Origin of the sequence: Streptomyces sp. NRRL B-24085, assembly GCF_001282115.1 — a bacterium.
Lineage (GTDB): Bacteria > Actinomycetota > Actinomycetes > Streptomycetales > Streptomycetaceae > Streptomyces.
Genome location: NZ_LJBR01000392.1, coordinates 1 through 11,110 on the forward strand (window position 1 = coordinate 1; position 11,110 = coordinate 11,110).

Here is an 11,110-nt window from a genome sequence, read left to right on the forward strand (position 1 = left end):
TGCCCACCCCCCGCACCCGCCGGGCCCTCGCCCTCGTCTGCGCCCTCCTCGTCCTCGCCGTCTCCTACGGCCTGGTCCGGCGCGGCTACCACTGGCCCCTCGACGTCCTGGCCAGTTGGTGCCTGTCCGCACTGCTCCTTTCGCTGCTGGTGACGGTCGTCAGGCGGTACGGCCCGAAGCGTCAGCCGAAGTAGCCGTCGAAGGTCCTCTGGAACTCCCCGCCGGAGTAGCGGTCCCAGTTGACCGACCAGGTCATCAGGCCGCGCAGGGCGGGCCAGGTGCCGTGGGTGGCGTACGAGCCGCAGTTCGTCCTCTTGGTCAGGCAGTCGAGGGTCCTGGTGACCTCCGCCGGGGGGACGTAGCCGTTGCCCGCGTGCGTGGAGGCGGGCATGCCGATGGCGATCTGGTCGGGGCGCAGCGGCGGGAAGACGTTCGCGGGGTCGCCTGCGACCGGGAAGCCGGTGAGGAGCATGTCGGTCATGGCGATGTGGAAGTCCGCGCCGCCCATCGAGTGGTACTGGTTGTCGAGGCCCATGATCGGCCCCGAGTTGTAGTCCTGGACGTGCAGCAGGGTGAGGTCGTCGCGCAGGGCGTGGATCACCGGGAGGTAGGCGCCGCAGCGGGGGTCCTGGCCGCCCCACTTGCCCGTGCCGTAGTACTGGTAGCCCATCTGCACGAAGAAGGTCTCCGGGGCCATCGACAACACGAAGCGTGCCCCGTACTTCGCCTTCAGTGTCTTCAGCGCCGAGATCAGGTTCACGACCACCGGGGTCTTCGGGTTCCTGAAGTCCGTGTCATCGGCGTTCAGCGAGAGGGAGTGGCCCTCGAAGTCGACGTCCAGGCCGTCGAGGCCGTAGGTGTCGATGATCGAGGAGACCGAGGAGACGAAGGCGTCCCGGGCCGCCGTCGTGGTCAGCTGGACCTGGCCGTTCTGGCCGCCGATCGAGATGAGCACCTTCTTGCCCGCCGCCTGCTTCGCCCTGATCGCCGCCTTGAAGTCGGCGTCGGACTCGACGTTCGGGCATTCCGTGACCGGGCAGCGGGTGAAGCGGATGTCGCCGGAGGTGACCGAGGTGGGTTCGCCGAAGGCCAGGTCGATGACGTCCCAGCTGTCGGGGACGTCGGCGAGGCGTGTGTAACCGGCGCCGTTGGCGAAGCTCGCGTGGAGGTAGCCGACGAGGGCGTGGGCGGGAAGACCGGTGGAAGCGCCCGCGGACGTGGTCACGTCGACGGCACCCGACCTCGCCGACTCCCCCGCGTCGTTGACCGCCGCGACCTGGAAGCCGTACGCCGTCGAGGGCGCGAGCCCGCTCACGGTGGCCGAAGGCACGCTCACCGTCTGGACCCTGGCGCCGTCCCGGTAGACGGCGTAGCCGGTGGCTCCCGTGACCGCCGTCCAGGACAGGGCCACGCTGGAGGAGGTGACCGTGCCCGCCTTCAGGCCCGTGGGCACGGCGGGCGGCTGACCGACGTCGGCGCCCGGTCCGGTGAGGGACACGTCGTCCGCGTGGTACGCGCCCGTCCCGTACCAGCCGTGCGTGTAGACCGTGACCTTGGTGGTGGACGGGCCGGTGCGGAAGGTCGTGGTGAGCCGCTGCCAGTCGGGGGCGGACTGGGTCCAGGTGGAGACGTCCGTGGTGCCGGTGCCGCTCGCGCCGAGGTAGACGTAGGAGCCGCGGACGTGTCCGGCGAGCGTGTACTGCGCGTCGGGCCGCACGGTCACGGTCTGGGCGCACTGGGCGAAGTCGCTGCCGGCCGGTGTCGCCCGCAGCGCCGAACTCCCACTGTGCACAGGGCTGTTGACGGTGGTACCCGCGGAGCAGGTCCAGCCGTCGAGTCCCGCTTCGAAGCCTCCGTTGCGCACCAGGTCCGCGTCGGCCGCACGGGCGGCCGACGAGAGCGCGGTGACGCCGGACAGGGCCAGCAGGACGGCCGTCAGGGCGGCGAGGACGGGTCTGACGGTTCGGACGGGTCCGGTGCGTTCCACAAGAGCCTCCGGGCATGGGGGAATTGGAGGGTGGAGCGCGCCCAACTTGGTCCAGACCAATCCAGGTTGTCAAGACCTCTCGTCGCAACTACCGGCTCACCCTGAGCCGTCGCCCTCCGTCGCAAGACCCGCCGCCGCCTCGTGCATGGCCAGTTCGAGCAGTGCCGGATCGACGAGGACCCCGGAGCCGTCCGGCGGAACCAGCCAGCGCACGCCTCCTCCGGCCGCCCGGCCCGGGTACGGCACGACGATCCAGGTGCCGGCGCCGGCCGTACGGATGCCGGTGCCGAGCCAGCGGGCCGCGGTGCCCGGCGGCACGAAGAACCCCATGCGGGCGTCGCCGAAGTCCACGAGCACCGGGCCGGGCCGGTCGAGGATGCGGGTGAGGACGTCGAGGGTCGGATAGCCGAGCTCACCCGGCAGGATCAGTACGTCCCATGCCTTGCCGGCCGGGAGCAGCGCCACCCCGAGGGGGTTGCGCTCCCACTCCAGGCGGCAGGCCTCGGGATCCGGTGCGACGGATGCCAGCCACTCGACCGCCGTCTTCGCCCCTGTCATGAGAAGACCTCCTTCTCTCTCGTCGACGCTGTTCGCGTCACGAGGGAGAGGAGGTTTCCCGGCGAGCATTACGCGGGTTCTGACCACCCGTTGGAGTGAATCAGATCACCTACGACCGTTCAGCTGTCGAATCCCAGACCGAGCTTGTCCATGGTCCGCAGCCACAGGTTGCGCCGCCCGCCGTGCGCGTCGGCGCGCGCCAGCGACCACTTGGTGAGGGCGATGCCGGTCCAGGCGAAGGGCTCCGGCGGGAAGGGCAGCGGCTTCTTGCGCACCATCTCCAGCCGCGTCCGTTCCGTGTCCTGCCCCGCCAGCAGGTCCAGCATCACGTCCGCGCCGAACCGGGTCGCCCCGACGCCGAGACCCGTGTAGCCCGCCGCGTACGCCACCTTGCCCTGGTGGGCGGTGCCGTAGAACGCGGAGAACCGCGAGCAGGTGTCGATCGCGCCGCCCCACGCGTGCGTGAAGCGCACCCCCTCCAACTGCGGGAAGCAGGTGAAGAAGTGCCCGGCGAGCTTGGCGTACGTCTCCGGCCGGTCGTCGTACTCGGCCCGCACCCGCCCGCCGTACGGGTAGACCGCGTCGTAACCGCCCCACAGGATCCGGTTGTCGGCGGACAGCCGGAAGTAGTGGAACTGGTTGGCGCTGTCCCCGAGCCCCTGCCGGTTCCTCCAGCCGACCGACGCGAGCTGTTCCCCGCTCAGCGGTTCGGTCATCAGCGCGTAGTCGTAGACCGGGACGGTGTACGCCCGCACCCGCCTGACCAGGTTGGGGAAGATGTTGGTGCCCAGCGCGACCTTCCGTGCGCGCACGGAACCGTACGGCGTGCGTACGGCCATGCCGGCGCCGTAGGGCTTCAGGTCCAGGGCCGGTGTGTGCTCGTAGACGCGGACGCCGAGTCTCCGGCACGCCCGCTTCAGGCCCCAGACGAGCTTGGCCGGGTTGAGCATGGCCACGCCCCGGCGGTCCCACAGTCCCGCCTCGAAGGTCGGGGAGGCGACCTGCTCGCGCACCGCCTCGGCGTCGAGGAAGTCGATCCCGTCGGCGAGGCCCTTCTCCTGGAGCTCCCCGTACCAGTCGCGCAGTTCCCGGGCCTGGTACGTCTCGGTCGCCACGTCGATCTCGCCGGTGCGCTCGAACTCGCAGTCGAGGTCGTGCCGGGCGACCGCCTTCTCGATCTCGTCGAGGTTGCGGGCGCCCAGCTCCTGGAGCTTGTGGATCTCGTCGGGCCAGCGGGTCAGCCCGTTGGGCAGCCCGTGGGTGAGGGAGGCGGCGCAGAAGCCGCCGTTGCGGCCGGAGGCGGCCCAGCCCACCTCACGGCCTTCCAGCAGGACGACGTCCCGCCCGGGGTCGCGCTCCTTCGCGTTGAGCGCGGTCCACAGCCCGCTGTAGCCGCCGCCGACGACCAGCAGGTCGCAGGTCTCGGCGCCGGTGAGGGCGGGCTCGGGGTGGGGCCTGCCGGGGTCGTCCAGCCAGTACGGGACCGGCTGGGCTTCGGAAAGTGCCTTCGTCCAACGGCTCATGGCGCTCGGGGCCATGATTTCAACTCCCTACAGAGGGTTCTGCGAAAAGGGCTATGCCTTTTGCCTGTTGCGGCGGTTGCTGACGACCATGGAGGTCAGCACCAGGAGGACGGCGACGAGGAACATGGCCGTGCCGATGACGTTGATCTGCACGGGAGTTCCGCGCTGCGCCGATCCCCAGACGAACATGGGGAAGGTGACGGTCGAGCCGGCGTTGAAGTTGGTGATGATGAAGTCGTCGAAGGAGAGCGCGAAGGCGAGCAGCGCGCCCGCGGCGATCCCGGGGGCGGCGATCGGCAGGGTGACCCGGACGAAGGTCTGGAGAGGACCGGCGTACAGGTCCTGAGCGGCCTGTTCCAGCCGTGGGTCCATCGACATCACGCGCGCCTTGACCGCCGTCACCACGAAGCTCAGGCAGAACATGATGTGGGCGATGAGGATGGTCCAGAAGCCCAGCTGCGCGCCCATGTTGAGGAACAGGGTGAGCAGCGAGGCCGCCATGACGACCTCGGGCATGGCCATCGGCAGGAAGATCAGCGAGTTCACGGCGCCGCGGGCGCGGAAGCGGTAGCGGACCAGCGCGAAGGCGATCAGCGTGCCGAGGACGGTGGCGCCGATCGTCGCCCAGAACGCGATCTGGAGGCTGACGGAGAGCGAGCCGCACATGTCGGCGACCCCGCAGGGGTCCTTCCAGGCGTCCGTGGAGAACTGCTGCCACTCGTAGTTGAAGCGCCCCTTCGGCTTGTTGAAGGAGAACACCGTGACGACGACGTTCGGCAGCAGGAGATATCCGAGCGTGACCAGTCCCGCGATGACGACGAGATGACGCTTGAGCCAGTTGACGAAGGCCATTTAAACCAGATCCTCCGTGCCGGACCTACGGATGTAGAAGGTGACCATGAAGAGAATCGCGGCCATCAGGATGAAGGAGAGGGCCGCGGCCGTCGGGTAGTCCAGGATGCGCAGGAACTGCGTCTGGATGACGTTGCCGACCATGCGGGTGTCCGTGGAGCCGAGCAGGTCGGCGTTGACGTAGTCGCCGGCCGCGGGGATGAAGGTCAGCAGGGTGCCGGAGACCACACCCGGCATCGACAGCGGGAAGGTGACCTTCCGGAAGGTGGTGACCGGCTTGGCGTACAGGTCGCCGGCCGCCTCGTGCAGCCGCCCGTCGATGCGTTCCAGCGAGGTGTACAGCGGCAGGATCATGAACGGCAGGAAGTTGTACGTCAGACCGCAGACCACCGCCAGCGGGGTGGCCAGGACACGGTCGCCGGTGGTCCAGCCGAGCCAGTTGGTGACGTCCAGGACGTGCAGCGTGTTGAGGGCGCCGACGACGGGACCGCTGTCCGCGAGGATCGTCTTCCAGGCGAGGGTGCGGATCAGGAAGCTGGTGAAGAACGGCGCGATCACCAGGACCATGATCAGGTTCCGCCAGCGTCCCGCGCGGAAGGCGATCAGGTACGCCAGCGGATACCCCAGCACCAGGCAGAGGATCGTCGCGGCACCGGCGTACAGGATCGAGCGCAGGAACTGCGGCCAGTAGTCGGACAGGGCGTCCCAGTAGGTGGCGAAGTGCCAGGTGACCTTGTAGCCCGTCTCCAGGGAGCCCGTCTGCACGGACGTGGAGGCCTGGTAGATCATCGGCAGCGCGAAGAAGACCAGCAGCCACAGGATGCCGGGCAGCAGCAGCCAGTACGGGGTGAAGCGGCCCCGCTTGCGCGGGGGCTTCTTCTCGGGCGCGGTCGGGGAGAGCGGCGGGGGCGCCTCGGTGAGCGTCGCCATCAGACCGTCGCCTCTTCCTGGATGCCGGCGTCGATGTCCTGGGCGGCGTCCAGTCCGAAGGTGTGCGCCGGGTTCCAGTGCAGGACGACCTCGGCGCCGGGCACCAGCCGGTCGTCGCGGTCGATGTTCTGGGCGTAGACCTCGAACTCGGGACAGACGGGGCTGTCGATGACGTACTGCGTGGAGACGCCGATGAAGGAGGAGTCGGCGATCTTCCCGGTGATCCGGTTGCGGCCCACGGGGATCTCCCCGGCCTGGTCCGCGTGCGTGAGGGAGATCTTCTCGGGACGCACGCCCACGAGCACCTTGCCACCGGTCGCGGTGGGCCCGGAGTAGCGCGCCTCGGGCAGGACCAGCTTCCCGCCGCCCGCCTTCAGCACGATCTCGCCGCCGCTCCTGGAGTCGACCTCGGCCTCGATGAGGTTGGAGGTGCCGAGGAAGTTGGCGACGAAGGTGGTCTGCGGGTTCTCGTACAGGTCGGTCGGCGAGCCGAGCTGCTCGACGCGGCCCGCGTTCATCACGGCGACCGTGTCGGCCATGGTCATGGCCTCCTCCTGGTCGTGCGTGACGTGCACGAAGGTGATGCCGACCTCGGTCTGGATGCGCTTGAGCTCCAGCTGCATCTGGCGGCGCAGCTTCAGGTCGAGGGCGCCGAGCGGCTCGTCGAGGAGGAGCACCTTGGGCGTGTTGATCAGCGCCCGGGCCACGGCGACGCGCTGCTGCTGGCCGCCGGAGAGCTGGTGCGGCTTCTTGCGGGCCTGCTCCCCGAGCTGGACGAGTTCCAGCATGTCCTCGACCTGTTTCTTGACCGACTTGATGCCGCGCCGGCGCAGGCCGAAGGCGACGTTCTCGAAGATGTCGAGGTGCGGGAAGAGGGCGTAGGACTGGAAGACGGTGTTCACCGGGCGCTTGTAGGGGGGCAGCCGGGTGACCTCCTGGTCGCCGAGGTGCACGGTGCCCGTGGTGGGCTCCTCCAGACCGGCGATCATGCGCAGGGTGGTCGTCTTGCCGCAGCCGGAGGCTCCGAGCAGGGCGAAGAAGGAGCCCTGGGGCACGGTCAGGTCCAGCGGCTGTACGGCGGTGAAGCCGTTGTCGTACGTCTTGCTGATGCCGGCGAGGCGGACGTCGCCGCTGCCCTCGGTGTTCTTGTTCGTCACGGTGATCACGCCCCAGTCAGCTTCGCGAACTTCTCTTCAAAGGCCGTCTCTTCCTTCGAGCTCAGGGAGCGGAAGGCGTGGGACTTCGCGGCCATGGCCTTGTCGGGGATGATCAGCGGGTTGTTCGCCGCATCCGGGTCGATCTTCTCCAGCTCGGGCTTCACACCGTCGACGGGAGACACGTAGTTGATGTACGCGGCGAGCTCGGCTGCCTGCCGGGGCTGGTAGTAGAAGTCGATGAGCCGCTCGGCGTTCGTCTTGTGACGGGCCTTGTTGGGGATCAGCATGTTGTCGGTCGACGTCATGTACCCGCTGTCCGGGATGACGAAGTCGATGTCCGGGCTGTCCGCCTTCAGTTGGACGACGTCACCGGCCCAGGCGACACAGGCTGCGAAGTCGCCGCTGGTCAGGTCGGAGGTGTAGTCGTTGCCGGTGAAGCGGCGGATCTGCCCCTTGTCGACGGCCTTCTGGAGGCGCGCGATGGCCGCGTCGTAGTCGTCGGTGGTGAAGTTCGCGGGGTCCTTGCCCATGTCGAGCAGGGTCATCCCGACGCTGTCGCGCATCTCCGACAGGAAGCCGACCCGGCCCTTGAGCTTGGGGTTGTCGAGCAGGTCGGAGACCGACTTCACCTCCTGGCCGTCGAGCGCCTTCTTGTTGTAGGCGATGACGGTCGAGATGCCCTGCCACACGTAGGAGTACGCCCGTCCCGGGTCCCAGTCGGGATCACGGAACTGCGCGGACAGGTTGGCGTACGCGTGGGGCAGGTGGGAGGCGTCGAGTTTCTGGACCCATCCGAGCCTGATGAGGCGCGCGGCGAGCCAGTCGGTGAGCACGATGATGTCGCGCCCGGTGTCCTGCCCCGCCGCCAGCTGCGGCTTGATCTTCCCGAAGAACTCGACGTTGTCGTTGATGTCCTCGGTGTACTTGACCGAGATGCCGGTCTGCTTCTTGAACTGGTCGAGCGTGGGGTGGTGCTTCTCGCTCTCGTCCACGTCGATGTACTCGGTCCAGTTGGAGAAGTTGACGGTCTTCTCCTCGGCCGAGTGGTCCTCCGCGGAGACCCCGCCCTGGGTGTTGCCGGCCGCGGGGATGCCGCAGGCGCTCAGCGCGCCGAGGCCGCCGACCGCGAGTGCGCCGCCCGCGGAGGCGCGCAACAGGGACCGCCGGGTCATCGCGGCCCGGCCGTTGCGGAAGCTGCGCCGCATGGCGGCCACTTGGGCCGGTGACAGGCGGTCGGGCTCGTACTGCTCCATGCGCTGGTGCCCTTTCGGGAAAGTGGGCGGCCGCGGGTCGGGCGGCCTGTACGGCTATCGGTCCCCGAAGATCGTGCGGTGCCAGTCCTTCCTGACGACCGCCGTGTTGTCGAACATAACGTGCTTGAGCTGGGTGTACTCCTCGAACGAGTACGCTGACATGTCCTTGCCGAAGCCGGACGCCTTGTACCCGCCGTGCGGCATCTCGCTGATGATCGGGATGTGGTCGTTGACCCACACGCACCCGGCCTTGATCTCCCGCGTGGCCCGGTTCGCCCGGTAGACGTCCCGGCTCCAGGCGGAGGCGGCGAGCCCGTACGGGGTGTCGTTGGCGAGCCGGATGCCCTCGTCGTCGCTGTCGAACGGCAGGACCACGAGGACCGGCCCGAAGATCTCGGACTGGACGATCTCGCTGTCCTGGGCGGCGTCGGCGACGAGCGTGGGCCTGTAGTAGGCGCCCTTGGCGAGCTCACCTCCGGGCGCCTCGCCACCGGTCACCACGCGCGCGTAGGCACGCGCACGGTCGACGAACCCGGCGACCCGGTCCCGCTGCACGTGCGAGATGAGCGGCCCGAGATCGGTGCCGGAGGCGAAGGGATCGCCGAGCCGTACGGTCTCCATCAGCGCGGCGGTGCGCTCCACGAACGCCTCGTACAGCGGCCGCTGCACGTACGCGCGCGTGGCGGCCGTGCAGTCCTGCCCGGTGTTGATGAGCGCGCCCGCGACGGCCCCGTTGACGGCGGCCTCCAGGTCGGCGTCGTCGAAGACGAGGAAGGGCGCCTTGCCGCCGAGTTCCAGATGGAGCCGCTTGACGGTGGCGGTGGCGATCTCGGCGACCCGCTTCCCCACGGCCGTCGACCCGGTGAACGAGGTCATGGCCACGTCCGGGTGCCCGACCAGCCGCTCCCCCGCCTCCTTCCCGGTCCCGGTGACGATGTTGACGACACCGTCCGGGATCCCGGCGTCGGTGGCGGCCTGGGCGAAGAGAAGAGAGGTCAGCGGAGTGATCTCCGCGGGCTTCAGAACGATGGTGTTGCCCGCCGCGACGGCCGGGAGGATCTTCCAGGCGGCCATCTGGAGCGGATAGTTCCAGGGCGCGATGGACCCGACGACCCCGATCGGCTCCCGCCGCACGTACGACGTGTGGTCCCCGGAGTACTCCCCGGCGGACTGCCCCTGAAGATGACGGGCCGCACCCGCGAAGAAGGCGGTGTTGTCAATGGTCCCCGAAACGTCGAACTCCCGGGTCAGCTTCAGCGGCTTCCCGCACTGGAGCGACTCCGCGCGGGCGAAGTCCTCGGCACGGTCGGCGAGCACGGCGGCGAACCGGTGCAGGGCGTCGGACCGCTCGCCCGGAGTACGGGCCGCCCACTCCGGGAAGGCGGCCCGGGCCGCGGCGACGGCGGCGTCCACGTCCTCGACGCCCGCCAGCTCGTAGGTGAAGACCTCCTCACCGCTCGCGGGATCCACGACCGCGTGCGTACGACCGGAGGTCCCCTTGGTGAGACGCCCTCCGATGAACTGCGCGCCTGCGGCGAACCGCTCCTGTGCCGCAAACCGGTCCGGGATGGCACTGCCCGGGTTGTGCATGTCGCTCTCCTCCGCCGTCATCCCACGGTTGCCGCGGGCGGGTGGCGTAGCTCCAGCTCGATTTGAGTGCCGATCCTGACAGAGCAATGACACTCCTACAAGTGATTCCGTTGTTGCCTTTCGGTTACGCGACGGAATCTGTCGACCAGGTGTCGAGTCGCCCCCGAAAAGGAAGGACGGAGTGTCAGTGGTTCCTGCCAGACTCGCGTGCATGGGGAGAGTCACGGGGAAGATCGATTCACAGGATGCCCTGGTCAGGCAGGTCCGGGCCGGAGCCAAGCTCAATTTTTTGTACTTCTGGGGCCACCGCCCGCGTCCGGACGGCCGGGTCGGCGCGAGTTGTCTGAGCCAGTGGTGGCCGTCGCCGTTCGTGGTGGACGGGGCGACCTACGCGACCGCCGAGCACTGGATGATGGCGGGCAAGGCACGCCTCTTCGACGACCCGGAGGCCGAGCGCCGCATTGTGGCCGCCGGACACCCGTCCCAGGCCAAGGCGGCGGGCCGCTCCGTCCGCGGCTTCGACGAGCAGGTCTGGCGGCGCGAGCGGTTCGGCATCGTCGTCGAGGGCAGCGTCCACAAGTTCGCGGCCCACGAGGACCTGCGGCACTTCCTGCTCGACACCGGCGACCGGGTGCTGGTGGAGGCCAGCCCGGTGGACCGGGTGTGGGGCATCGGCCTCGCCGCGGACGACGAGGCGGCGGGCGACCCGGAGCGCTGGCGGGGCCCGAACCTCCTCGGCTTCGCCCTCATGGAGGCAAGAGCCCGCCTCAGAAACGCGTGAAGGGGACCACCGGTCCGGTGGCCCCCTGTCTCCGCTCCGGGCGCTACCCCACCTGTACGGTCGCCACCGCGCCGAGGGAGCCGTCGTAGTAGTCGGGGTCGTCCTCCGAGTTGATGGCGGCGGTGATGCCGATGGCGAGCAGCACGATCACCGCGACCCCGAGGATCGTCCCGATGATCCCCATGATGAACCCGGCCTGCGCCTGCCCGTGGTTGGTGGCCTCGCCCCGGTCGGCCCGCTTGCGCCCCTTGATCCCGAACACGATGGCGAGCACCCCGAGCACCAGCGAGAGGACGCCGTACATGCAGAACAGGGCGCAGGACAGGATGCCCAGCACCATCGCGGCGACGCCCATGCCGTTCTGCGGCGGCCTCGGCGGGGCCCAGCCGCCGTATCCCTGCGGGCCCGCCGGATAGGTGGGGTAGCCGTAGCCGACGGGAGCACCGGGCCCCTCGGGTCCGATCGGCGGGGGCGGCACC

General features: G+C 69.2%; 11 protein-coding genes. 2 read left to right on the plus strand and 9 right to left on the minus strand.

Going from position 1 to position 11,110, the window contains the following annotated elements:
- Window positions 1-194: phosphatase PAP2 family protein (locus AOJ26_RS34115; RefSeq protein WP_179200392.1), on the plus strand; the 194-nt coding region annotated here is incomplete at its 5' end.
- On the opposite strand, the gene AOJ26_RS34120 is transcribed toward AOJ26_RS34115, so the two are convergent.
- The 8 genes from AOJ26_RS34120 to AOJ26_RS34155 all read right to left on the minus strand — a co-directional run bounded on the left by AOJ26_RS34120 (window position 182) and on the right by AOJ26_RS34155 (window position 9,850).
- Complete coding sequence (locus tag AOJ26_RS34120; RefSeq protein WP_053852241.1) at window positions 182-1,987, minus strand: chitinase; 1,806 nt, start codon at window positions 1,985-1,987, stop codon at window positions 182-184. The two genes, AOJ26_RS34115 and AOJ26_RS34120, sit on opposite strands and share 13 nt — an antisense overlap.
- Window positions 1,988-2,083: 96 nt before the next feature.
- Window positions 2,084-2,545, minus strand: a complete 462-nt coding sequence (locus AOJ26_RS34125) for a hypothetical protein (RefSeq protein WP_053852242.1) — start codon at window positions 2,543-2,545, stop codon at window positions 2,084-2,086.
- 119 nt (window positions 2,546-2,664) lie between these two features.
- A complete protein-coding gene (locus AOJ26_RS34130) occupies window positions 2,665-4,083 on the minus strand; it encodes an NAD(P)/FAD-dependent oxidoreductase (RefSeq protein ID WP_053852243.1) in 1,419 nt (472 codons plus the stop codon).
- 36 nt (window positions 4,084-4,119) lie between these two features.
- Window positions 4,120-4,920, minus strand: a complete 801-nt coding sequence (locus tag AOJ26_RS34135) for an ABC transporter permease (RefSeq protein WP_053852244.1) — start codon at window positions 4,918-4,920, stop codon at window positions 4,120-4,122.
- The gene (locus AOJ26_RS34140) at window positions 4,921-5,850 is read right to left on the minus strand and encodes an ABC transporter permease (RefSeq protein WP_053852245.1); all 930 of its coding nucleotides are present in this window, start codon (window positions 5,848-5,850) and stop codon (window positions 4,921-4,923) included.
- On the minus strand, window positions 5,850-7,016 hold the full coding sequence (locus AOJ26_RS34145; protein ID WP_053852246.1) for an ABC transporter ATP-binding protein: 1,167 nt from the start codon (window positions 7,014-7,016) through the stop codon (window positions 5,850-5,852). The genes AOJ26_RS34140 and AOJ26_RS34145 overlap by 1 nt, the downstream gene beginning before the upstream one ends.
- A complete protein-coding gene (locus AOJ26_RS34150) occupies window positions 7,013-8,260 on the minus strand; it encodes an ABC transporter substrate-binding protein (protein ID WP_053852247.1) in 1,248 nt (415 codons plus the stop codon). The genes AOJ26_RS34145 and AOJ26_RS34150 overlap by 4 nt, the downstream gene beginning before the upstream one ends.
- Window positions 8,261-8,314: 54 nt before the next feature.
- Window positions 8,315-9,850: a gamma-aminobutyraldehyde dehydrogenase gene (locus tag AOJ26_RS34155; protein ID WP_053852249.1), complete on the minus strand. Its 1,536-nt coding sequence runs from the start codon at window positions 9,848-9,850 to the stop codon at window positions 8,315-8,317.
- Between the two features lie 211 nt (window positions 9,851-10,061).
- Between AOJ26_RS34155 and AOJ26_RS34160 the strand changes: the two genes are divergently transcribed.
- Window positions 10,062-10,631 (plus strand): NADAR family protein, encoded by a 570-nt coding sequence (locus AOJ26_RS34160; protein WP_053852248.1) that lies wholly within the window; start codon window positions 10,062-10,064, stop codon window positions 10,629-10,631.
- A gap of 43 nt (window positions 10,632-10,674) precedes the next feature.
- Here AOJ26_RS34160 and AOJ26_RS34165 read toward each other — a convergent pair.
- Window positions 10,675-11,110, minus strand: a 436-nt coding sequence (locus AOJ26_RS34165; protein WP_159044454.1) for a DUF4190 domain-containing protein, incomplete at its 5' end; no start/stop codon positions are given.

Excerpts from the sequence above, each read along its gene's own strand:
- AOJ26_RS34160 (WP_053852248.1), top strand. The coding sequence starts at position 10,062 with ATGGGGAGAGTCACGGGGAAGATCGATTCACAGGATGCCCTGGTCAGG.
- AOJ26_RS34140 (WP_053852245.1), bottom strand. The coding sequence starts at position 5,850 with ATGGCGACGCTCACCGAGGCGCCCCCGCCGCTCTCCCCGACCGCGCCC.
- AOJ26_RS34150 (WP_053852247.1), bottom strand. The coding sequence starts at position 8,260 with ATGGAGCAGTACGAGCCCGACCGCCTGTCACCGGCCCAAGTGGCCGCC.
- AOJ26_RS34135 (WP_053852244.1), bottom strand. The coding sequence starts at position 4,920 with ATGGCCTTCGTCAACTGGCTCAAGCGTCATCTCGTCGTCATCGCGGGA.
- AOJ26_RS34130 (WP_053852243.1), bottom strand. The coding sequence starts at position 4,083 with ATGGCCCCGAGCGCCATGAGCCGTTGGACGAAGGCACTTTCCGAAGCC.
- AOJ26_RS34125 (WP_053852242.1), bottom strand. The coding sequence starts at position 2,545 with ATGACAGGGGCGAAGACGGCGGTCGAGTGGCTGGCATCCGTCGCACCG.
- AOJ26_RS34155 (WP_053852249.1), bottom strand. The coding sequence starts at position 9,850 with ATGCACAACCCGGGCAGTGCCATCCCGGACCGGTTTGCGGCACAGGAG.